The organism is Zobellia barbeyronii, assembly GCF_018603515.1.
Lineage (GTDB): Bacteria > Bacteroidota > Bacteroidia > Flavobacteriales > Flavobacteriaceae > Zobellia > Zobellia barbeyronii.
Genome location: NZ_JACATN010000001.1, coordinates 869,047 through 891,967, shown reverse-complemented (window position 1 = coordinate 891,967; position 22,921 = coordinate 869,047). Strand labels below are relative to the sequence as shown.

The 22,921-nt window shown below is 36.8% G+C and carries 18 protein-coding genes; 5 read left to right on the top strand and 13 right to left on the bottom strand.

Features of this window, described 5'->3' with window-relative positions; all coding sequences use genetic code 11:
* Window positions 1-479: 479 nt before the first annotated feature.
* The 3 genes from HW347_RS03530 to HW347_RS03520 all read right to left on the bottom strand — a co-directional run bounded on the left by HW347_RS03530 (window position 480) and on the right by HW347_RS03520 (window position 4,474).
* The gene (locus HW347_RS03530; protein ID WP_214610551.1) at window positions 480-1,481 is read right to left on the bottom strand and encodes a DUF4837 family protein; all 1,002 of its coding nucleotides are present in this window, start codon (window positions 1,479-1,481) and stop codon (window positions 480-482) included.
* Window positions 1,482-1,493: 12 nt separating this feature from the next.
* Complete coding sequence (locus tag HW347_RS03525; RefSeq protein WP_214610550.1) at window positions 1,494-3,137, bottom strand: lytic transglycosylase domain-containing protein; 1,644 nt, start codon at window positions 3,135-3,137, stop codon at window positions 1,494-1,496.
* Window positions 3,138-3,283: 146 nt separating this feature from the next.
* Entirely contained in the window at window positions 3,284-4,474 is a 1,191-nt protein-coding gene (locus HW347_RS03520) for a phosphoglycerate kinase (protein WP_214610549.1), read from the bottom strand.
* A gap of 141 nt (window positions 4,475-4,615) precedes the next feature.
* On the opposite strand from HW347_RS03520, the gene HW347_RS03515 reads away from it, so the two are divergent.
* Window positions 4,616-5,767 carry a DNA polymerase III subunit gene (locus tag HW347_RS03515; RefSeq protein ID WP_214610548.1) on the top strand — a complete coding sequence of 384 codons (1,152 nt, stop codon included), beginning with the start codon at window positions 4,616-4,618 and terminating at the stop codon, window positions 5,765-5,767.
* Window positions 5,768-5,831: 64 nt separating this feature from the next.
* Entirely contained in the window at window positions 5,832-6,230 is a 399-nt protein-coding gene (locus tag HW347_RS03510; RefSeq protein WP_214610547.1) for a DoxX family protein, read from the top strand.
* 55 nt (window positions 6,231-6,285) lie between these two features.
* Here HW347_RS03510 and HW347_RS03505 read toward each other — a convergent pair whose 3' ends face one another.
* The 6 genes from HW347_RS03505 to HW347_RS03480 form a co-directional block, all read right to left on the bottom strand.
* Window positions 6,286-6,792 (bottom strand): OmpH family outer membrane protein, encoded by a 507-nt coding sequence (locus tag HW347_RS03505; protein WP_214610546.1) that lies wholly within the window; start codon window positions 6,790-6,792, stop codon window positions 6,286-6,288.
* 375 nt (window positions 6,793-7,167) lie between these two features.
* Entirely contained in the window at window positions 7,168-7,998 is an 831-nt protein-coding gene (locus tag HW347_RS03500; RefSeq protein WP_214610545.1) for a class I SAM-dependent methyltransferase, read from the bottom strand.
* Window positions 7,976-8,530, bottom strand: coding sequence for a hypothetical protein (locus HW347_RS03495; protein WP_214610544.1), 555 nt, complete (start codon window positions 8,528-8,530; stop codon window positions 7,976-7,978). Before HW347_RS03495 ends, HW347_RS03500 begins: the two co-directional genes overlap by 23 nt.
* Before the next feature lie 295 nt (window positions 8,531-8,825).
* The gene (gene mnmG / locus HW347_RS03490) at window positions 8,826-10,694 is read right to left on the bottom strand and encodes a tRNA uridine-5-carboxymethylaminomethyl(34) synthesis enzyme MnmG (RefSeq protein ID WP_214610543.1); all 1,869 of its coding nucleotides are present in this window, start codon (window positions 10,692-10,694) and stop codon (window positions 8,826-8,828) included.
* A 74-nt stretch (window positions 10,695-10,768) separates the two neighbouring features.
* Entirely contained in the window at window positions 10,769-11,188 is a 420-nt protein-coding gene (gene ybeY / locus HW347_RS03485; RefSeq protein ID WP_214610542.1) for an rRNA maturation RNase YbeY, read from the bottom strand.
* Entirely contained in the window at window positions 11,181-14,645 is a 3,465-nt protein-coding gene (locus HW347_RS03480; protein WP_214610541.1) for a DUF4175 family protein, read from the bottom strand. The genes ybeY and HW347_RS03480 overlap by 8 nt, the downstream gene beginning before the upstream one ends.
* 131 nt (window positions 14,646-14,776) lie before the next feature.
* Here HW347_RS03480 and gltX point away from each other — a divergent pair, with 131 nt between their 5' ends.
* Both gltX and HW347_RS03470 read left to right on the top strand, forming a co-directional pair.
* Window positions 14,777-16,285 carry a glutamate--tRNA ligase gene (gltX, locus tag HW347_RS03475; protein WP_214610540.1) on the top strand — a complete coding sequence of 503 codons (1,509 nt, stop codon included), beginning with the start codon at window positions 14,777-14,779 and terminating at the stop codon, window positions 16,283-16,285.
* Between the two features lie 157 nt (window positions 16,286-16,442).
* A complete protein-coding gene (locus HW347_RS03470; RefSeq protein WP_214610539.1) occupies window positions 16,443-17,372 on the top strand; it encodes an SPFH domain-containing protein in 930 nt (309 codons plus the stop codon).
* Window positions 17,373-17,447: 75 nt separating this feature from the next.
* Here HW347_RS03470 and HW347_RS03465 read toward each other — a convergent pair whose 3' ends face one another.
* The 4 genes from HW347_RS03465 to HW347_RS03450 all read right to left on the bottom strand — a co-directional run bounded on the left by HW347_RS03465 (window position 17,448) and on the right by HW347_RS03450 (window position 20,435).
* Window positions 17,448-17,663, bottom strand: coding sequence for a DUF6327 family protein (locus HW347_RS03465; protein ID WP_214610538.1), 216 nt, complete (start codon window positions 17,661-17,663; stop codon window positions 17,448-17,450).
* Complete coding sequence (locus HW347_RS03460) at window positions 17,660-18,010, bottom strand: hypothetical protein (protein ID WP_214610537.1); 351 nt, start codon at window positions 18,008-18,010, stop codon at window positions 17,660-17,662. Before HW347_RS03460 ends, HW347_RS03465 begins: the two co-directional genes overlap by 4 nt.
* A 3-nt stretch (window positions 18,011-18,013) precedes the next feature.
* Entirely contained in the window at window positions 18,014-18,343 is a 330-nt protein-coding gene (locus tag HW347_RS03455; protein ID WP_214610536.1) for a YtxH domain-containing protein, read from the bottom strand.
* Window positions 18,344-18,752: 409 nt separating this feature from the next.
* Window positions 18,753-20,435: a glutamine--tRNA ligase/YqeY domain fusion protein gene (locus HW347_RS03450; protein WP_214610535.1), complete on the bottom strand. Its 1,683-nt coding sequence runs from the start codon at window positions 20,433-20,435 to the stop codon at window positions 18,753-18,755.
* A gap of 221 nt (window positions 20,436-20,656) precedes the next feature.
* On the opposite strand from HW347_RS03450, the gene HW347_RS03445 reads away from it, so the two are divergent.
* Window positions 20,657-22,912: a T9SS type B sorting domain-containing protein gene (locus tag HW347_RS03445; RefSeq protein WP_214610534.1), complete on the top strand. Its 2,256-nt coding sequence runs from the start codon at window positions 20,657-20,659 to the stop codon at window positions 22,910-22,912.
* The last annotated feature ends 9 nt before the right edge of the window (window positions 22,913-22,921 follow it).

The window sequence follows — 22,921 nt, the reverse complement described above, 5'->3', positions numbered from 1 at the left end:
CCTTAATCGCAGCGGTTTTTTTGTGTCTAAGCTATAAATAAACAGTTCGCTATTTCATTTCTTTTTAATAGGTCCGTGTTTCACTTATGAGATAGTAATAGACTATCAGAAACCAACCAACAGTACTATTACCCAAATTATAATATCACCCCGAGAGAAAGAATATTCCTAATGATATAAAGAAATTATAAAACAGTCTATCAGACGGGAATCGTACACCAAAATTAGCAGCAATTTAATAAGGGAATCATTAATTCATGAACAGTCTTATATGAATGTGCTCAGATGTAGCTCCTTAATCTAGCACTAGAAGTGTTTTAAACCTTTCTCTTGGACTTGCCTTGCTTCGTATAGTAATATAGAAGCCTTCGTACGAAAAACAACTACAGGCCTTAAATTTGCGTAATTTAGAAAGTAGCTAAAACTAAAAAACGCCCATCTTTATGAGATGGGCGTTTTTAATATAAAATTAAAGTGGTTTATTTCTTAACCACAGGTGTATCTAATTGTAATGTTTTCATTATTGCCTCTAATTGAAAAAGGTCATCTCGCTTTTGAGTTGCAGGTGCAAAAACAAAACCTTCTAAAACTAACTTTCTATTATGTTCATTATCATTCAATATATACGTAAGGAAAGGTCCTGCCATTGGATAGTTTTTAATATCCCAAAGACCTCTAACCTCAACACCCTTTAAACCGGCAATTTCCACAGGATAAACATACGGCGCAAATGCAGGCTCTGTATGCATATGGGTTATCTTACCAGTAACATCTGGACCAGGAATGTATTTAGCGCCTATAGAATCGCGCATTGCCACGATATCTTTAACCAAAGTAGAATCATTATTAAAACTATTCTCAGGCATCTGATAAACGACAATATTGGCGGTACCTTTCTGAATTTCACGATCAATCCACACAAAATTGTCTTCTTGCTTGCTTACATTATAAATAGAAGGCACTTTCAAGGAAATACCAAATTTCTCCTGTAATACAGTTTCTTTATTCAATGAACGATTAAAACGTTTTTGAACCGCTTCAATCTCCATGTCTTTAAAAGAAGCAATAATCTCGTCTGCTTTCGCATCTATGTTTTCAATAAGCTCCTCTTTAGTAGTACCCTTAATAACACCAACACGCTGCGGCGTAGCGTACATATCACTTTTAATATGTGCAAGATTTAAAGAGTCTTGCTCAACATATAGAATAGACCTTGTATTTCTAATAGTACCCGTAAAAAACTTAGGTGCCAATTGTTCCATGGTAAACAAAGGCTCATCCATGGGCATACCTACCACAGGAGAAGCAAAATGACTTCTAAGACTATCACCAACGCTGCCGTTCCAAAGCTCATTGTCAATAATCACGACTACAGAATTAATTGCTCCAATAGAAGAGGGTAGGTAGGTAGTCTTCTTAGAGTCATTACAGGATAAAAGCGCTAGGGAAAAGAGTAAAATTAGTGTTCCAGCTTGTTTCATTTTGGTTTTGATTTACGATGAGCATTCGCACAATTTTAATTTTGTGCCCGGTTTTAGATTCTTACCACTAATACCGTTCCATTTTCGCAAATTATCTACAGAAATTCCAGGATATTTTTTTGAGATGGTCCAAAGGGAGTCTCCACTGCGCACTGTGTGGGTCTTTGTACCCGGTGCAAAGTTTTTTGAAGGAGTTGATGAACTTGATGAAGCAACGGCCGCCCCAGGAGTTTTTCTAGGAAAAATAGTAAGACGCTGTCCAATTCTTAAGTTGTTACTTCGTAAACCATTCCATTGTTTAATTTGGCTTACCCGAACCCCATAACGCCCGGCAATTTTACCAAGGAAGTCTCCATTACGTACTTTGTATCTAATTCTATTCTTCTCAGACTCTTTTACCAATTGCGGTAGAGGACCTTCCTTACTTTCTATTTCTTTCTTAACATGGTCATAGATGGCTCCTTCATTATTAACAAAACTTCCAACAGCATGTTTTGGTAGACGCAAAGCATTATTCTTACCTTCTATAAAAGGAATTACATAAAGCTTATAAGATGGGTTTAGAACCTTTAATTCTTCTTTACTAACACCGGTAAGCTCAGAAACCTGATCAAATGTTATCAGGCCTTTAACGTGTACAGTGTCGGTTTCAAAATAAGGTCTCTCTATTTTTTTTCCTCTTAAGCCATGCTCCTCGGCATATTCAAAAAGATACATCGTAGCCAAAAATGCAGGAACATAACCTGCCGTTTCTCTAGGTAAATACCGGCGAATATTCCAATAGTTTTTATAACCACCAGACCTTCTTATAGCCTTGTTTACATTACCTGGACCAGAATTATAGGCAGCAAGTGCCAAATCCCAATCGCCATAAATATCATAAAGTTTAGCTAAGAACTGACAAGCAGCCACAGTAGATTTTAATGGATCACTACGTTCATCTACATAGCTACTTACGTCAAGCTTGTATTGCTTTCCTGTAGGGTACATAAACTGCCAAAGACCGGTTGCACCAACATGTGATCTAGCACGTGGATTCAATGCCGATTCTACAATAGAAAGATATTTCATTTCTAAAGGAATGTCATGGTTGTCCAATTCCTGCTCAAACATTGGAAAATAGAATTGGCTTGTTGTCAACATACGCTCCATAAGATCTCTCTTTCTAAAAAGAAACGATTTTATGACGTTCTCCAATGAAGGATTGTAAGCTATGTTGAAAGGTGTTTTTTGGTTCAACCTTTCCAAACGGGCCTTTAGGGTATCCGTAGGAAGGGAAGTAGGGTAGGTCTTATCGTAATCTAATTTTTCAATCTCACGAAACATTTCATCGGATAGTGATGCGTTCGCGTAAAGCTCTTTCATCCAAAGGCTATCATACTTGGCGGCCTCGGGTAAATCTTTAAGTTTAACAGTCAAGTCTAGACTATCTTTTTTAAGGACAATAGGGCTATCATTAATTGCAGTACTATCCAGAGCCATTTGCTCCATCTGCTCAAGACCCTTTAAATCCATCGCTAAAGTATCCACGACAATTTCATCTGTTGGATTCTGAGCAACTACAACAGAATCTTTTTCTTGTTCTTGCGCCATCAAGGGCAGAGACAAAACAAGACTTGAAAATACCGTAAGGAAACGTTTTCTATTTTTTATCATCTAAAGTGCTTATGTAGCGGTGCGGGTAGTTCTTATTAATATAGGGTTACAGCGAACTGTAACCCCACTAAAATCGTACTTTTTTTCTGAAAAATAAAATTTTTATTCAATTAAACGTTACGCGCCGTTTATCGATAACGCCTTTGTTAGCCGATTATTGCAGCGATACCCGGTAAGGTTTTACCCTCTAAACTCTCTAACATAGCACCTCCGCCTGTAGATACATAACTAACCTTATCTTCAAAACCGAATTGTTTAACAGCAGCAACCGAATCACCACCACCTACAAGTGAAAATGCACCACCTTGTGTAGCTTCGTCAATATAATTACCCAAAGCGATAGTTCCTTTGGCAAAACTTTCCATTTCAAAAACACCAATAGGACCGTTCCATAAGATAGTTTTTGATTTTAAGATAACCTCCTTAAAGATTGCCAACGTTTTTGGACCTGCATCCAAACCTTGCCATCCGTCAGGAATTTTATCTACATCTACAATTTGTGTATTGGCATCATTAGCAAAATCATCTGCAGCTAAAACATCTACAGGAATATGTACTTGAACATTTTTTTCTTTGGCTTTTTTCAAAATATCCAATGCCAAATCCATTTTATCGTCCTCACAGATAGAGTCACCTACTTTACCACCTTGTGCCTTAACAAAAGTATATGTCATACCACCTCCAATAATTAGGTGGTCTACCTTATCTAAAATATTTTCTATAATAGTAATCTTTGAAGAAACTTTAGCGCCTCCTAAAATTGCCAAAACTGGTTTTTCTCCGGTTTGCATCACCTTATCTATAGCTTCAATTTCTTTAGCTAAAAGAAGACCAAAACATCTTGCTTCAGGAAAGAATTTAGCTATTACAGTAGTTGAGGCATGAGCTCTATGTGCTGTACCAAAAGCATCATTAACATAGATATCTCCTAATTTAGAAAGTTGTTCAGCAAAGGCTTCATCTCCCTTTTCTTCTTCGGCGTGGAACCTAAGGTTTTCTAATAATAGTATTTCACCTGGCTGAAGTTCAGCAACCGCTTTTTCAGCAACATCACCTACACAATCAGAAACAAACTTTACGGTAACACCTATAACTTCAGAAACTTTACTGCAAATATGTTGCAAAGATAAATCTGGGTTTACCTGTCCTTTTGGTCTTCCCAAGTGGCTCATTAAAACAGCACTTCCGCCATCTTCAAGTACCTTTATAATTGTTGGCTTGGCTGCTTCTATACGGTTAGCATCAGCTACTTTAAAATTCTCATCTAAAGGAACGTTGAAATCAACGCGAATGAGAGCTTTCTTATTTTCAAAATTAAAGTCGTTTACAGTTTTCATGTTATGCGGTTTTAGCGAGAGGCAAATGTAATAAAAAGGATGTTAGACTGGAAGTCCAAAATCGTTAGACTACAGATATTAACCATATTTAAGATGTTGACCTCCTTGGATCTTATATATTAAAAAAGTTATCTTTGGACCATGCTGTTTAATGACATTTTAGGGCTATCTCACATCAAGAACCATTTGGCTACCAGTGCCGATGCTGGCAGAGTTCCTCATGCCCAATTATTTGTAGGGCCGGAAGGTTCTGGCACCCTTCCTATGGCAATTGCTTACGCCCAATATATTATTTGCCAAAACAGTAATGGGGAAAACAATGGTGAGAACCAAAGCTGTAATTTAAAGTTTGGTTCACTATCACATCCGGATATGCATTTTGCTTTTCCCGTTGCCAATTCCGATAAGATAAAAAGCCACGCTGTTAGTAACCATTATATGGAAGAATGGCGAAAGTTTGTAAATGAGCAACCCTACGGCAACCTTTTTGATTGGTATCGCTTAATTGGTATTGAAAAAAAACAAGGCCAAATTGGAGTTGACGAAGCTCAGGACGTGGTTAGAAAACTAGTCTTAAAATCATATGAAGGTGGATATAAGGTGATGTTGATTTGGATGGCAGAAAAAATGAATACCGCTGCTTCCAATAAACTTTTAAAACTCATAGAGGAGCCTCCCAACAAAACAGTCTTCATTCTTATTACCGAAGACGAGGAACAAATTATTCAAACAATTCGTTCCCGGTGTCAAGTTTTACATTTCCCACCTCTTGCAGAAGAAGCCATGGCAAATGCCCTTGTAAAAAAAGGTGCCCTAAGAGAAGAAGCGCTACGAATTGCTCATGAAGCAAACGGAAACTTCAACAAGGCATTGGATTTAATGAACGAAGATTCTGAAGATCTGATCTTTGAAAAATGGTTCGTACAATGGGTACGCAGTGCATTTAAAGCAAAGGGCAATAAAAGCGCCATTCAAGATCTTATTATGTGGAGTGAAGAGGTAGCCAAGACCGGTCGTGAAACGCAAAAGAAATTTCTACACTATTGTATAGCGGTAATGAGGCAAGCCATGCTTATTAATTTTAATGCGAAGGAGCTCGCTTTTATGCGCATACATGCCGATGGTTTTAGCTTGGATAAATTTGCGCCCTTTGTTCATGAAAACAATATAGTCACTATTGTAAAAGAACTAGAAGATGCTATTTACCACGTGGAACGAAATGGCAATTCTAAGATTATACTTACCGATTTATCTATAAAACTAACTCGTCTTTTACACAGAAAACCTGCCTAGTCTACACTATACTACCATTTTTTTTTGGTAACTTAATGGTGCCCAACCACTAAACCAAACGACTATGGATGCTTTTCTCCACTCTGCTACTGAGCTTTTGATCTTAATATTTTTAATTATTGTCTTTATGCAAAGTGGTATTGATAAAGTATTTAATTGGAAAGAAAACCTTTCTTGGCTCAAAGAACATTTTTCAGGAACTCCTTTAGAAAATTTAGTTCCGTTACTATTAGGCACATTACTGCTTATAGAAACCGCATCAGGAATTTTATGCGCCATAGGACTATATCAGATAATAATCATGGGAGAGAGCAGCATTGCGCTTTACGGAAGTATCCTATCCTGCATCTCTTTACTAATGCTTATGTTTGGCCAACGTATGGCCAAAGACTATGAAGGAGCAAAGACCATTGCTGTCTATTTTATTCCGGCTATACTTTTAGTCTATATTCTACAGACATAAAAAAAGCGTCTACAGATTTTATCTGTAGACGCTTTTTTATAATTGTAATTGGTAATTACTTCTTGTAACTATCGTTCAAAAGTTTTACGATTTCTGAAGTCAAGTCATTGGCTTCAGAACCATATAAAACACTACCACCATCACCACCACCAAGGATATAAGCGTAGCCTTTAGATTTACCATATGCTTTTACTTCTTTCTTCACTTTACCGATAATGCTATCCATTTCTGTCTGACCTATCAATTGAAGTTGTTGATCCTCTTGTTGTAATTGCTGACCGATCATTTGACCTCTCTGTTGCATAGCAGCATATTGCTCCTGAGCTTTTTGCTGAGGCAATTTTTGAGCTTGCGCTTGAAACGCTTGTGCCTCCATTTGAAAAGCTTGTGAAATACTGTCTCTCTTTTTTGTAAGAGCATCAGCCTTTATTTTAAAAGCAGCTTCAACATCAATCTTCTCTTGATATTCTTCCATCAACTTTACATTGTCTACAAATCCAATTTTTTCTTGTTGACAAGAAACCGCTACCAACATTAAAAATACCACTACTACGTTTTTCATAATTCAATTTATTTTAATCTTCTTTTTACTCTTCGGTAATTAATTATAAAATCTGTCCTACTTAAATTCAGAAGAATTTAATTTTCGAGTTGCGCAAAAATAGAAAAGCTTTTCTAATTGTTGTCATCTTATTTATAAATGTGACTTAAGAAACCATTATTAAAGAAAGTAATTTCTGTTTCTCCAGAAAGGTTAAAAAACACCTCATAAGGATTACTTATAGCAAAAACACGTATCCATAAATGAAAATGATTAAAAACGACATCATAAAAAGGACGCTCATGAGAGATTTCAAACAAATCACCCCGTTACAAGCTACATCCTCTCAACTGGCGTTAAAAACCCTTAAAATAAGTTTTCAGCCAAATTTAAAGCTTATGGCCGCTTTTTGAGAATATAGATTACTGAAGAAGGTTGCCCATTGAAAACAGCAACACTATTTGACCATAGACCAACAAAAAAAGCTTTGATGAAATTTTGCTTGCCTGTTTTGTATTTCTCAGAAAGTATGGAAACATAAAAAGCATCAAACCACATGGGTTTTGTTTTTACTAATTCCATATCGTGTTTTGCAAACACCCTCTTAATTGCATCTTTAGAAAAATGCCAAAGGTGTCTTGGCACATCATAGGCTGCCCAAAATTCTTTATAATGTTTTGCGTCATAAGATTTAAAATTAGGAACGGCAATAATAAGCGTACCATCATCTTCTAACCGATTCAAGATATTTGCAATTTGCTCATCTAAATTTGGTAAGTGCTCCAGAACATGCCAAAGCGTAATAACCTGAAATTTGGTGTTGGGCAATTCTTCTATACTGGAAAGCAACTTCATTCTTTTTTCAAGCGAGCGAGCCCTTGCATCTTCACTTGGCTCTATTCCCTGAACAGACCATTCTCTGTTTTTGGCTTCCAACAAAAAGTCTCCAGTTCCAGCGCCAAAATCCAACAAGGTTTTATTCTCGTTTGCATACTTATTTATCAAAGACACTTTCTGAGCCAAACTAAATTTCTTCACCGCTTGATACATTTTATCAAGAAGAGATTTAGAAGCATCTGTATGCGAAATATAGGCATCACTTTCGTAATACTTATGAAGATCTTTTGGTTGGGGTTTGGTCACCAACATTTCTAGTTCTTCATCTAAAAGCAATTCAAAGTTTTCACCAGAAATTGAGAAGTCCTTAGTTTTTAAAAACGGTTTCATTATAGTTGTGCGTGGTGAGATATTCCTTTTTGAGAGTTCGAAGATAATTTAAAACTGGCTCTCTAGAAAACGAATCTTTATGAAGGCAATCTTTTTCTTTATCACTGTACACTTCAATAGCAATATACCAATTATCGGTTCGTAACATATCTTCACTATCAACATTATTATCATCTCCTTCATTATCTAATGCAGCATTCACAGTTGCTCTAAAAATTGCAGGTGCTAAATTTAAAACCTTAGTGGGAATGTCAATCTCGTAAAAAGCAAAAAAGTAGTTTTCGCCATCAATAATAAACGGGATATCATCGTAGACATTTTCATCATTCAGCTGAAACTTTGTGTTCACATAATTGTAAAAATGTGCAGCCTCTTTTGGGTCCTCAAAAATGAACATGGTTCGTTTAGAAAGACTTCTTTTAAATTTCTTTCCCTTAGTTAATTTATAGTCTTTTATCGTTGGTGCAATTCGGACAGGAATACAAGATTGAATTATTAAGGCGAAGCACAAAACAAGTAGAGCACGTTTCATTTTCAAGTCCGTTTTAGTTTAAAATTATACTACAACAAAAACTGAGCCTAAAGCAATTTTAAGACATTGCATTCGTTCTATATTAAGGGAAAAGAAAAAGGATTTCTTGTTAATCCTGACAATAGGACAAAACGAGAAACCCTTTTATTTTAAATACTTCTTAACCGCAACATACAAATCTCCAGCAAGCCTCTCATTGGCTATGGAGCATGTTTCGCTATTATAGCACCGTGTTATTTTTATTAAGAAAAATAGCCTGGAAGATACACATGTTCCACGTGGAACGTTGCTAAGTTTATCTTCCTAAATAAACTAAAAGCACACTAATATCTGAGGGATTCACACCACTTACTCTAGCCGCCTGAGCTATCGTTACTGGTTGAATAGCATTCAGTTTTTCTCGTGCTTCATAAGACAAAGATTTAAGATCTGAGTAATCAAAATTAGCAGGTATCTTAACATTTTCAAGACGCAACAACTTGTCTGCATTGTTCTTTTCTTTTGCTATATACCCAGAATATTTCACTTGGATTTCTGTCTGCTCCAGCACTTCCCTATCCAGATTATTCTCTTCCACAAAACCAGAAACAGCTTCCAATTGAAGCATGTGATCCATGGTTACTTTTGGCCTAGAAAACACTTTGAACATCTTATCAGATTGTTTAACTAAAGCAGAATTGACGCTGTCCAAAATTGGATTTACCTCCTCCGGTTTAACACTAGTTTCTCTAAAAAAGTTAACAAAAGAATCAGACTTTAACTCCTTCTCCTCCATTCTAATTAAGCGTTCTTTTTTAGCTAAACCTATTTCATAACCCTTAGGCGTAAGCCTTAAATCCGCATTATCCTGGCGAAGCAAAGTTCTATATTCCGCCCTAGAAGTAAACATACGATATGGCTCTTCTGTACCCTTTGTAATCAAATCATCTATAAGAACACCTATATAGGCTTCATCTCTTTTTAAAATGAAATCTTCTTTCTCATTAACTTTAAGATGCGCATTTATTCCTGCCATTAAGCCTTGAGAAGCTGCTTCTTCATACCCTGTAGTTCCATTAATTTGACCAGCAAAATAAAGGTTGTCCACTAGCTTAGTTTCTAGCGTATGCTTCAACTGTGTGGGCGGAAAATAATCATATTCAATAGCATATCCCGGTCTAAAAAACTTAACCTTCTCAAACCCTTTTACAGTACGCAAAGCTTTGAATTGAATATCCTCTGGCAATGAAGTAGAAAAGCCATTTACATAAACTTCTACTGTATCCCAACCTTCTGGTTCTACAAAAATTTGGTGACTATTCTTATCAGCAAAACGATTAATCTTATCTTCTATAGAAGGACAATAACGCGGACCAACACTTTTTATTCTTCCATTAAACATGGGCGAACGATCAAAACCTTCGCGCAATACATCATGAACCAATTCACTAGTATGCGTTAAAAAACAGTCGCGCTGGGTTGTTAAAACTGGCGTCCTTAAATATGAGAATTTCTCAGGAATAGCATCCCCTGGCTGAGGAGTCATAACTGAATAATCTAAAGAACGACCATCCACTCTTGGTGGAGTTCCCGTTTTCATACGACCGCTTTCAAACCCTAATTGTAATAACTGCTCGGTAATTCCGGTCGCAGCTTTCTCTCCTGCTCTACCTCCACCAAACTGTTTTTCTCCAATATGAATGAGTCCATTAAGAAAAGTACCGTTCGTTAGAATAACAGATTTTGCTCTAATATCTATACCAAGAGAACTCTTTACACCCACTGCTTTTCCATTCTCAATTAGCAAACCGCTAACCATCTCTTGATAGAAATCTACATTAGGTATATTTTCTAAAGCCAAACGCCACTCTTCAGCAAACCGCATACGATCACTCTGAGCACGCGGACTCCACATTGCAGGCCCCTTAGATTTATTCAACATTTTAAATTGAATAGCAGACTTATCCGTGATAATTCCACTCATTCCACCAAGTGCATCTATCTCACGAACTATCTGTCCTTTAGCAATTCCTCCCATAGCGGGATTACAGGACATCTGACCAATGGTCTGTAAGTTCATGGTAACCAAAAGGGTTTTTGAACCCATATTTCCAGCAGCAGCTGCAGCCTCTGCTCCAGCATGACCACCCCCAACAACTATAACATCATATTCCTCTCCAAACATCTCTTCTCCTATATAAAATGTGACTACTCTTTAAATTATCAATACCGAACTCAGTGAAAAGCAATTGGTATATTCTATTGTTCCACGTGGAACAATTTGATTTTTTCATTCTCTTTGCTTCGCATTAAAGCAACTTCATCTTCCGATTTATCTTTAAAACCAAAAAGATGTAAAACACCATGAGCCATAACTCTAAGGATTTCTTCCTCAAAAGCTATATTGAATTCATGGGCATTATCCTTTACCCTATCTACAGATATAAAAATATCACCGGCAATGAGTTTATCCTCTGTATAATCAAACGTCAAAATATCTGTATACGTATCGTGATCTAAGTATTTTTTATTCATTTCCAACACCTCTTCATCGGAACAAAAAACATAATCAATCTGACTTAATGTGCCCCCTTCTGAATCTATGACCGTGCTAAGCCAATCAACGAACTTTTGTTCGTTCTCTAAGGAAAAATCGGTATTATAATGAAACTCAATCATCGCTTTTAAAATATTCTTTAACCTTGTTTTGAAAATTTTGGCGCAAAGGTAAGCTTTGTCGATTTAAAATTTCAATTTCATTTCGATAATTCTCTAATAATGAGGGTTTAATAATAATCGGGTTTTGAAACTGATTGGTATTTGTATTACTCTCCCTTTCAGGTTTCTTTCCTTGTTTCAATGCTGCATTCTCAAGTTTAAGCATTTGATACTGAATGTTATTAATTTTAGACTGACTACGCTGTGTAACTCCATTTTCAAGTAAGTCATTCTCAAAATCTTCCATCTGCTTAATCAGCTTTTGAGCTAGTTGTTTATCTCCAGCATTAATCATGTCCTTAAGCTGCTGTTCCAGTTGCCAACGTAACATTTGCTGCTCTTTGTAAATTTCATAAATTTCCTGCAATTCAGCTTCGGACGGTCCGTTACCTCCCTGTCCAGATTCTCCGCCATGTTGTTGACCTCTTTTTCCCTTACCACTTTCACCTTCGCCCTTACTTCCGCCTTGTCCTTCTCCAGCTTTATTGCCTTCACCTTTTTTAGAATCTCCTTCACCCTCGTCTCCATCAGTTCCTTTGCCTTTTTCACCTTTACCTTCACCTTCTCCAGGCTTACCTTCTCCGGGTTTTCCTTCACCAGGTTTGCCCATACCATCCATCTTCTCTTTTAATTCCTGCTGCCCCTTAATTATGTCTGGAAGCTGAAAACCTTCTCCCTGTCCTTCCCCTTCACCAGACATCATGCTCTGTTCCATATTGTCCAGAATATTAGCAAGAAAATCTGCTAAACTATTAGATGCACTCAACACATATTTTTGATACGATACACCTTGGTATATTTGATTTTCAGCTACGCTCTCCAAGGTCTTATCAACGTTATAATACACTTCAGTAATTTGCTCATTAACAAACTCAGAAAGTTCTGCACGTCTTAAGGACAATGCAAAAAGACTATCATCTACATGCTCAAAAAGTTCGCGTAGTTCTTGTTGTTTATGGATAGCATTAGAAAACTGAGGACTATCAGAATCAACATCCTCCAAGCTATCGTACAACAACTCTTGTTTAAATGAGAAAGTAACTAAATTATCCAGTATTTGACGCAACATTTCTGCATCTTCAGTCATAGTAGCTTCGCCACCTCCTCCGGCATAAGACTTACTCAACTGCCCGCCCATCTCCTTCATTTTTTGGGCAGCTGACTTCTGCTTCTGTTCCACTTTTTTTGAAGACTCCTCCTTTTCCTCTGCTTTTGATTCGCCTGATTCCTGCTTCTTGAGCTCTTTTAAAGCCCCTTCTTGCTCTTTCTTGACATCACCTTCCTTCTCTTCATCACGGTCCAAATCAAGCGGTTTCTTTAAATCCTGATTGTCTTTTTGAAGTTCATCCAACTCCTTCATTAGGTTTTCAAAGGATTTATTAAGTTCCTCTTGCTCCTCCTTTTTGTTTTTCTCCCCCGTATTGGTAGCTGCCTTTTCCTGTTTCTTAGCTAATTTTTCCAAATCTCGAGCCAACTGATCTACCTTTTCCGTAACATAATACCGTTTGGTCAATTCCAACAACTGCTCAAGGTTACGCTCGCTACTTTGCTGCTTCTTACCCAACTCTTCCAACCGTTTTGAAAGCTCTTCTTTATTAATTTTATCAGCAATCTTATTTAGTTCATCCAATAACCTCTCATTCTTCTTTGCCTGTATTTCCTGACGTTCAAGACGTTCTTGAAGTAGTTTATTCAACTTATCGTCACTATCTAACTTATTTAGGTTTTCCTTCAGCTGCTTGCTGAATTTTTCCATTTGACTCTCCTGTTGTTGCTGCTTCTTCAAGAAATCCTTGACCTGATTCTGGTCCGTAAAATCTAACTGCCTCTTTTCTTTCTGTTCTTTATTAATATCCTTTAGGTCTTCCTGCTGTTCCTTGAACTTTTCCAAGGATTTATCAAGATTGTTAATAAGCGACTGTTGCGATTCTAGTTCCTTATTCCGTAATTGATCTTCATCCAATAACGACAGAGAGAACACTTGTGTTTGAGTTGATTTTCCTTTGTGGATAGCGTCATTATCTATTGCCTCAAAATAGAAGCTATATTTCTTGTCTTTCTGTAATTTCAGGCCCGAAGGAAAGGTGTAATAGAACTGATTAAAATTACTATTAGGGCTGCTTAATGCTATAGTTTGCTTGTTTTCACGGTCATCATCCGCATAACAAACTAATTTTATACTATTCAGTTTATAATCATCTGAAGCCTCACCAGCGTAATACGCAACATTGGGGTTAAGTGAGTCTAAGACTTGTTTAACTTTTATAGCTGGGTAAGCATCTCTAATTACCGTGAATTTATACCCCAGTTTCTCATAATCCACTACATTCTCATTGGAAGTGGCAACCTCATACTCAAGGTCTGTATATACGCGTTTATCAAAAGAAAATATACCATTATCGTTTGAAAAATTCTGAACGGTATCCTTAGTAACTAAATGAATGGTCTTTGTGTTCTCCCCGGCTATTTTCCAAGTAACCTTTGTACCCTCTGGAAACAGTGCATTACCAGTACTCTTTAAGGTTTCAGATGGTCTACCGGTATAATTAGGATAATCTAATTTCATTTGAAAATCTCCAATAACTGGTGTCTTAAGCACCTTTAAATCATAAGCTCTTGAGCGAATTCCGTTAGCCAAGAAGTAAAATTCAACGCTTTTTAATGGCGGAGTAAATGTATATCGGTACCGACCGTTATTTTCTTGCAGAACAGATTGCTTACCATCAATAACTATGGATACTGCTTCTGGCTTAATAGCGCCTTCCGTAGTAACTTCAAGAATATACTCTTTAGAGTCTAAAACACTCAAATCATTAGATAGCAACAAAAATGAAAAAGGAGCGGGTGGTTCATAAGCCATATTATAATTCACCACACGGTTCGCAGAGCCAAAAAAAGATGTGAGGTTTCCGCTAATCCAAATAAACAGCAGAATTAATACAGGTACCGCTAGGTATTTAAGGTATTTGAAGTTATCACGCAAATCTACTGCTTTAGTAAAAGGGATAAGGCTCATCCGTTCACTACGTTGGTCAATACTAGCAAGTAATAATTCCGATTGGTTTTTGTCCTCACCTAGGTCTATTAAGTTATACAGCTTATCTCCTACTTCAGGAAAATGCTTACCAATTAAAACGGACGCTTGCCTGTTGTTTATACCTTGTTTTAACCTAAAGAGATAAAATAAGGGCGTAAGAATGTATTTAAATAACAACCACAGCTCTATGGTTATGAAAGTCAATAAAAGCACCAAACGGCCGGTAGAATTAAGCCAAAGAAGGTATTCAACCCCCAAAATAGCAAAAAAGAACAGCAAACCAAACGCTATAAAAAGCAACATGCCCTTAATTAGCATTTTGGTATAGTACTTTTTAACGAAACCGTTCAGTTTCTGAAGTATATTCTGATAACCTTCCATATAACGTAAAGATAAGGAAAAAAGGACCTGAGCGTTTAAGAGCAAATCCACCCGAATGTAAGCGCGGTTTAAGCAGTATACCTTTGAGGGCTAGGGTGCTTTTTATACCTTTGCGCCATAAATTTTTAGCCATGAGCCAAAGAGTACGCGTACGTTTTGCACCCAGCCCAACAGGGCCATTGCACATTGGTGGTGTCCGCACCGCCCTATTCAACTATCTTTTCGCCAAAAAACACGGTGGTGATTTTATTCTTAGAATAGAAGATACTGATCAAAACCGTTATGTTGAAGGTGCTGAACAGTACATTATAGACTCACTAAAATGGTGTGGACTAACTTTTGACGAAGGCCCAGGTCTTAAAGGAGACTTTGGCCCATACAGACAAAGTGAGCGTAAGCATTTATATAAGCAATATGCAGAAGAGCTAATAGCCAACGGAAAGGCTTACTATGCCTTTGATACAGCAGAGAAGCTTGATTTTCACCGTAAAGACCATGAGGCTAATGGTAAGACTTTTATTTATAACTGGCACAACCGTTTAAAATTAGATAACTCTCTTTCCTTAACACCTGAAGAAGTTCAAAAACGCTTAGATGCGGGTGAAGATTATGTGGTTCGTTTTTTAACGGCTCCAGATGAAAAATTACATCTTAAGGATATAGTTCGTGGTACTATTGAAATAGACACCAATGTTCTAGATGATAAAGTTCTATTTAAAGGTGACGGAATGCCTACCTACCACCTTGCTAACATTGTTGATGACCATTTAATGGAAATTACCCATGTTATACGTGGTGAAGAATGGTTACCATCTTTGGCGCTACACCAACAGTTATATGATGCCTTTGGCTGGAAAGCTCCTGAATTTGCTCATCTACCATTAATAATGAAACCGGTAGGAAAAGGTAAACTCAGCAAACGTGATGGCGAAAAAATGGGCTTCCCTGTATTTCCACTGACTTGGAACGAGTCTAAAGGCTACAAAGAAGAAGGTTATTTTTCAGAAGCTGTTGTTAACTTCTTGGCCCTTTTAGGGTGGAATCCAGGAACAGAACAAGAGATTTTTAGTCTTGATGAATTAATTGAAACCTTTAGTTTACAACGTGTAAACAAGTCTGGTGCTCGTTTTGACCCTGATAAGACCAAATGGTACAATCAACAATATTTACAAAGCAAGGACAACAAAGAATTGGCCGACCTTTATGCTAAAATTCTAGAAACTAAATCAGTTTCTGTTGCTGATAAGTCTAGCGATTATCTTGAAAAAGTTGTTTGCCTGATTAAGGAACGTGCCGTATTCGTCTCTGACTTTTGGGAATTATCCGATTACTTTTTTGAAGCCCCTACTTCATACAATGAAAAGGCTGCCAAAAAACAATGGAAAGAAGATACTCCAGATATCCTAAACCGTTTGGTATCTATATTAGAAGGAATTACCGATTACACGTCTGAAAACGTTGAAACCACTGTAAAGGCTTGGATTGGAGAACAAGAACTATCTTTTGGAAAAGTAATGCCACCACTACGCTTGGTAATTGTTGGTGATATGAAAGGCCCACATTTATTTGATATTATGGCTATGATTGGTAAAGAAGATAGCATTGCTCGCATTCAAAAGGCGATTGCAGATTTAACTTAAAATCGATTTATATTTTTTAAAAAGGAGCAGAAATTAGTTAACCCTAATCTCTGCTCCTTTTTCGTTTATTGAAGTCAAGTGTAACAAACTCAAGAAAAGTATTACATATATACGAAGCGTTTTGTAAATTCAATCAATAACTAAAAAATCAAAAATTATGGGAAATCTTATTTGGATACCAATCATATTTTTCGTCGTTGCGACGGTGCTTTCCGGAGTCTTTATTGTTAAACAGCAAACTGCCGTTTTAATAGAAACTTTTGGGAGATTTACAAGTGTACGACAATCCGGAATTCAATTTAAAATACCTTTCGTACAGCGGATTTCAGCAAGAATGGGCCTTAAAATTCAACAGCTAGATGTAATTATTGAAACCAAAACCTTAGATGATGTATTTGTGAAACTCAAGGTTTCTGTTCAGTATGTAGTAATTAAAGAGAAAGTTTATGACGCCTTTTACAAACTGGAATATCCACACGAGCAGATTACATCTTATGTATTTGATGTTGTACGTGCCGAAGTACCTAAAATGAAGTTAGATGACGTTTTTGTAAAGAAAGATGATATTGCAATTGCAGTGAAATCTGAATTACAGGAGGCTATGCTAGACTATGGCTACGACATCATTAAGACCTTGGTAACGGATATTGACCCAGATGCTCAGGTAAAGGAAGCAATGAACCGTATTAATGCCTCTGAGCGTGAAAAAATAGCAGCACAGTTTGAAGGTGATGCTGCACGTATATTGATTGTAGAAAAAGCCAAAGCGGAAGCAGAAAGCAAGAGACTTCAAGGTATGGGTATTGCTGATCAACGTCGTGAAATAGCACGTGGATTAGAAGAATCTGTAGAAGTATTGAATAAAGTGGGTATCAACTCACAAGAAGCCTCTGCCCTAATTGTAGTTACCCAACACTATGATACCTTACAATCTATAGGTGAAGAAACGAACACGAACTTAATTCTTCTACCTAACTCTCCACAAGCAGGTAGTGACATGCTGAATAACATGGTTGCGTCCTTTACGGCAAGTAATATGATTGGTGAGTCTATGAAAAAGACACATAAAGAGAAAAAGAAAGAGTAGTATTAAATTCTTTTAAAACAAAAAAGGGCCCTCAAGAAATTATTCTTGAGGGCCCTTTTGTATTGTATATTTGGTTTAATTGAACTTTTTCAACAGCTTTTTAGCTACCATTGAAATCGTTAGTTTCTGAACAATGCCACTAAAACCACCCAACAAATGCGTTGGGTACAAACTATTCTTTGTTATCTGAACCTGCATTTTAAGGTTTTCGCGTTCTATATCCTGCTGTAGCTTCAAGATTTTTAAATCTTGGTCTATCTGCTCGAAAGAAGTATATTTTTTTGGTATCATATCTCTTCAAAATAAAGTTCGGAAAAACGAGCCATCAGTGGTTTTACCAGAGAACGACGGAACACAAAGACTAATATACCCAATAGTATATAAAACGCTCCTACGCATAAAAACCCTAAGGCCGTATTCTCCAATTCCGCACCAATCCAAAAACCAGCTGCTACTGACAAGAATAAAAGTGCCAGCACTACTGCAGTTCCTATAAAAGCTGCTTGGGCAAACCCAGTAACACCCTTCATAAGCAGTTTAAAAGCCTTTAGCTTATAAAACTCAGTGCTACTGTCTATATACGACTTGGCACTTGATTCAGCTTCTGATATGCTCTCTTTTAGTTCTTCAAAAGCCATATGCTATTTCTGTAATTGAGCATTCTTTTTCTTCAACTCGGCCAACTTGCTCTCTAGACTCATGATAATATCATCTGCCTTATAACTCATGTTAGAAATAGTATCCTCTAATTTTTGCTCAAAGTCTACCTTTTTCTCTTCAGCGGTTTTGGTTAACTCATCCGTTGCTTGAGAAATTCTGTGTGAGATATCGTCTTTAGTTTTTAAGGCGTTCTTCTTAATTTTCTTTCTTGTTTTTTCGCCTTTAGCCGGTGCATATAAAATTCCAGCCCCTACTCCTAAAATTGCTCCTGTTATAACGGCCAATAAAACATTTCCACTATCGTTTGACATAATCTGTATTTTTTAAATTAATATTCTAATAAACTATAAGAAGATTATTTTTCCACACTAAAATGGCTAAACAAACCAACTTCTTATATACTATGCAATTTACGCCAAACATTTCAGTGATATTACCTCAATCAATTTGAAAATTAACGTTTACATCATTTTAAGGGACATTTAACGGTTTTAAAGCGATTTAATAGCCAAAAATCCGATTACTGGATACATTATTAAGCTTAAATCTGTATTCCCAGCAAATCGCATTAAAATAAGTAATATTTAATGTGAATTATCAATATAAAATCTATTTACTATAGATAAAAATTATAGTAGATAATTTGGTTGTAATGCGAAAAAAAACTCCTTAAAAACAAAATGTCCTTAAGGAGTCCAGAATTTTTGAAAAAGTAAAAATCTACTTATTCTGCAATTTTGCCCAAGTGTCTCTTAAGCCAACAGTTTTATTAAAAACCAATTTCTCATTAGTTGAATCTGGGTCAACACAAAAATAACCCAAACGTTGAAATTGAAAACGATCTCCAGATTTTGCCTCTGAAAGACTAGGTTCTAAATATCCAGTAATCACTTTTAAAGAATCAGGATTAATGAATTCCATAAAATCTTTGTCTTTATGCGTATCCGGACTTTCATCTGTAAATAACCGGTCATATAATCTAACCTCTGCTTTCAAAGCATGAGCAACAGATACCCAATGCAAAGTACCTTTTACTTTGCGAAGGCTTTCTTCCGTACCACTACCACTTTTACTCTTAGGATCATATGTACATTGAATTTCTGTAATATTCCCATCGGTATCTTTGGTGCAGCTTTCTGCCTTTATGATATATCCCGATTTTAATCTAACCTCTCCTCCTAGTTTTAAACGGAAAAACTTACGATTTGCTTCCTCCTTAAAATCCTCCTTTTCAATATAAATTTCTCTAGTAAAAGGTATTTGACGTGTACCTGCTGACTCATCTTCAGGATTGTTTTCTGTATCCAACCATTCCACTTCTCCTTCCGGATAATTAGTAATAATCACCTTTACTGGGTCCAAAACACCCATAACTCTAGGAGAAATTTTATTCAAATGATCCCGTAAGTGGAATTCTAAAAGAGAAACATCTATAAGGTTGTCTCGTTTTGCAATACCTATTGTCTCAACAAAATTACGGATAGACTCTGGTGTATAACCACGTCTTCTTAACCCAGATATGGTACTCATTCTAGGATCATCCCAACCAGTTACCACATTATTTTCTACTAATTGTAGCAGCTTTCTTTTACTAACCACAGTATGGCTAAGGTTCCTACGTGCAAATTCCCGTTGCTTAGGACGTAACTTTTCTGTGTCCGTAACTTGATCTAAAAACCAATCATAAAGCTCACGGTGCATTGCAAACTCTAGCGTACAAAACGAATGCGAAACTTGTTCTATATAATCACTCTCTCCATGCGTCCAATCATACATTGGATAAATACACCAATCGGTATTTGTACGGTGATGTGCTTTATGAAGTACTCTATACATAATAGGATCACGCATCAACATATTAGAAGATGCCATATCTATTTTAGCGCGAAGTACATGTGTTCCCTCAGCAAATTTTCCATCTTTCATTTCTTGGAAGATTGCAAGATTCTCTTCTACAGAACGATCTCTAAATGGACTATTAGTTCCTTCTTGTGTTGGTGTCCCTTTTTGGATAGCCATATCTTCAGAAGACTGTTCATCTACATAAGCCTTTCCTTGCTTAATAAGTTCAATGGCCCAATCATATAATTGTTGAAAATAATCAGAAGCATACCTTTCGGTATCCCATTTGAAACCTAACCATTCCACATCCTTCTTAATAGCATCTACATACTCTTGTTCTTCCTTTGCCGGATTGGTGTCATCAAACCTTAAATTAACAGGTGCATTGTACCGTAATCCTAGTCCAAAATTTAAACAAATAGAGCTTGCATGACCAATGTGTAAATAGCCGTTGGGTTCAGGAGGAAAACGAAAGCGCAAATCCTTTTCCGAATAACCATTTTTCAAGTCCTCTTCAACAATATGTTCAATGAAATTTAACGACTCAACTGCCTCGCTCATAGGGTTAATTTTTAGTGCCACAAAGGTACGTAAAATGCAGTAATCGGGCAGCTTTCTAACTTCATTCATACAAATACCTGCATTTCACAACAATTATATCCCTTGATACAACATTAAATTCTCTACGCGTGTATTATAGCTCATATTTGTTAGTGTATTCTCCATGTCATAATCCAAATCTGACATTGAAACCTGTAGTAAACCCAAAACTACGCCTACTTATGAGACAGAAAAGAATTAACATTCCGCGAACAATATTGACAGCATTTTTAGTGCTGCTCACCACACAAATCTCTGCACAAATTGCATTGCAGGCACCAGTGCCTGCTGACAACCCCAATTTAGCGGGAACCAACACCTGGCCAAGAGCATGTGCAGATACAGACTTTAACGAGTTTTTTGTTACTATAGAATGGGCTGGAGCCGCAAATTCCGACAACACATTTATACTAGAGCTGTCAGACCCTAATGGGTCATTTGGTAGTCCTTTAGAACTTTCAACCGTAAGTGATCAAAATAGTAATAACGAGTTTACTACTAGTTTTATCCTTCCTGATAATACCAGAGGTGCTAACTATATGATGCGCGTACGAAGTACAAGTCCTGCATCAACAGGAATGGCATCCGCTGGATACTCCATGTACTTTTTAGGTTTTGATACCAACTTACACATGAGTCCGGATGGTGATGGAACTACCCCTGGAAGTTTACAAGCTTGCGGTAGCACACAAATTACTTTAACCGTAGATAACATACCGGCTGCAGATTTAAATACTTATCAGTATTCTTGGTATAGAAGCGGTACAAAACTTTCTGATAACGGACCATCTATAGTAACAGATGGAACGGGGGAATACTTTGTATTTATTGATTACGGTGACTGTACAGGTTCTGCCAATACAGAATCTAATCATATTATTATTAATTCTGGTACTAGTACAGGTATTGCAATTAACACGCCTACAACTACTGCTTTATGTGCAGGAGATACTGTTGCTCCTTTAGAAGCAAACGTACAAGATGCTACCTATATATATACATGGTATAAAGATGGTACTGAAATACAAGCTTCTCAAGTAGGTGGCTTTACATATACCATTGACACAACCAATCCTGCTTTTGTAGGAGACTATACAGTAGAAGTGAAAGGAACAGGTATCTGTACAGAAACATCTGCTGCAGTAACTATTACAAATTCAGGAGCATTTACAGTTACAAGAAATAACAATGCTAACCTTGTAGTACTTCCTTCTCAGTCTCAAACTTTAAGTATTACGACAAGCGCCAATTCACCAACCTTTGAGTGGTTTAGAAATGGTACTCCAATTCCTAGCTCTAATAGTTCTTCTTTAACCGTTAGCCAAGCCGGAACATACCACGCTGCTATTACACAAACAGGTGGTACTTGTGCATCTACTACAGTTAATTCTGAAGATACAGAGATTGTAGCGCCTACGGCATTCAGAACAGAAATAGCGTATGCTACTTCTTATGAGTCATGTACCAGTACGAGCATAGCCTTGACTGTTGACAAAATATATGCTGTATTAAGTGATGCAAGTGAAATTGATGTTACTGCAGACGTTGCCTCATCTTTTACTTATCAATGGCAGAAAGACGGAGCTAACGTAACGGGTGAAACTTCACAATCTATCAGTTTAACAAATAGCGATGAAAATGGAGCCTATACAGTAAATACTGATTTAGGTGGAATGGCCACAACATCAAACAACTTGCCAGTACAACTAGCAAGCGAAGCTCTTACAATTAGCAGTACAAGTACCGTTTATTGTAGCTCTTCAGATATAATTACTATATCTACTACTACAGACTTAACTTCTGAAACTTTTGATTGGGAACGTGATGGTGAAGCTATTAATTCATCAGATAGTTCTTTGTCAGTTACTCAACAAGGAACATACCGTTTGGTAATCAGAAAAGGTACGTGTTCTCAAGTATCAAATGAAATTAGCATCATTCCTTTAGACCCCGAGCTTATTACATTGGATGTTGAAGGAGATGTAATTTTTCCAGAAGGAAGTTCTAAAACTGTAAATGCAAATGGTGGTACTGCCTACAGATGGTTAGATGCTAACAATATTGAAATAAGCAGTTCTTCTTCAGTAACTTTTACTACAGAAGGTAGCTACTTATTGATAGCAAATATCGATAACTGTGAAATCAGTAAACCAATTACAGTAACCTATTTAGATCTATTTAATATACCTAACGTTATAACACCTAATGGTGATGGCGCAAACGATCAATGGATTGTACCTAATTCATATTCCAACAAATCTGATGTGCGTGTAATCATATATAACGCCCAAGGAGAAGAAGTCCTTAATTCAACCAACTACCAAAATAACTGGCCTGAGTCTTCAATTAGCTTCGCTAAGCAAAACATGGTTTTCTACTATGTAATTAAAAATGATAGCGAGACATTGAAACAAGGTACTATAACAGTTATTAGATAACCACCCCGC

Bases quoted from the DNA above. Each gene is read 5' to 3' on its own strand.
- HW347_RS03530 (WP_214610551.1), bottom strand. From the start codon at position 1,481: ATGAAACAAGCTGGAACACTAATTTTACTCTTTTCCCTAGCGCTTTTA.
- HW347_RS03525 (WP_214610550.1), bottom strand. From the start codon at position 3,137: ATGATAAAAAATAGAAAACGTTTCCTTACGGTATTTTCAAGTCTTGTT.
- HW347_RS03520 (WP_214610549.1), bottom strand. From the start codon at position 4,474: ATGAAAACTGTAAACGACTTTAATTTTGAAAATAAGAAAGCTCTCATT.
- HW347_RS03515 (WP_214610548.1), top strand. From the start codon at position 4,616: ATGCTGTTTAATGACATTTTAGGGCTATCTCACATCAAGAACCATTTG.
- HW347_RS03510 (WP_214610547.1), top strand. From the start codon at position 5,832: ATGGATGCTTTTCTCCACTCTGCTACTGAGCTTTTGATCTTAATATTT.
- HW347_RS03505 (WP_214610546.1), bottom strand. From the start codon at position 6,792: ATGAAAAACGTAGTAGTGGTATTTTTAATGTTGGTAGCGGTTTCTTGT.
- HW347_RS03500 (WP_214610545.1), bottom strand. From the start codon at position 7,998: ATGAAACCGTTTTTAAAAACTAAGGACTTCTCAATTTCTGGTGAAAAC.
- HW347_RS03495 (WP_214610544.1), bottom strand. From the start codon at position 8,530: ATGAAACGTGCTCTACTTGTTTTGTGCTTCGCCTTAATAATTCAATCT.
- mnmG (WP_214610543.1), bottom strand. From the start codon at position 10,694: ATGTTTGGAGAGGAATATGATGTTATAGTTGTTGGGGGTGGTCATGCT.
- ybeY (WP_214610542.1), bottom strand. From the start codon at position 11,188: ATGATTGAGTTTCATTATAATACCGATTTTTCCTTAGAGAACGAACAA.
- HW347_RS03480 (WP_214610541.1), bottom strand. From the start codon at position 14,645: ATGGAAGGTTATCAGAATATACTTCAGAAACTGAACGGTTTCGTTAAA.
- gltX (WP_214610540.1), top strand. From the start codon at position 14,777: ATGAGCCAAAGAGTACGCGTACGTTTTGCACCCAGCCCAACAGGGCCA.
- HW347_RS03470 (WP_214610539.1), top strand. From the start codon at position 16,443: ATGGGAAATCTTATTTGGATACCAATCATATTTTTCGTCGTTGCGACG.
- HW347_RS03465 (WP_214610538.1), bottom strand. From the start codon at position 17,663: ATGATACCAAAAAAATATACTTCTTTCGAGCAGATAGACCAAGATTTA.
- HW347_RS03460 (WP_214610537.1), bottom strand. From the start codon at position 18,010: ATGGCTTTTGAAGAACTAAAAGAGAGCATATCAGAAGCTGAATCAAGT.
- HW347_RS03455 (WP_214610536.1), bottom strand. From the start codon at position 18,343: ATGTCAAACGATAGTGGAAATGTTTTATTGGCCGTTATAACAGGAGCA.
- HW347_RS03450 (WP_214610535.1), bottom strand. From the start codon at position 20,435: ATGAGCGAGGCAGTTGAGTCGTTAAATTTCATTGAACATATTGTTGAA.
- HW347_RS03445 (WP_214610534.1), top strand. From the start codon at position 20,657: ATGAGACAGAAAAGAATTAACATTCCGCGAACAATATTGACAGCATTT.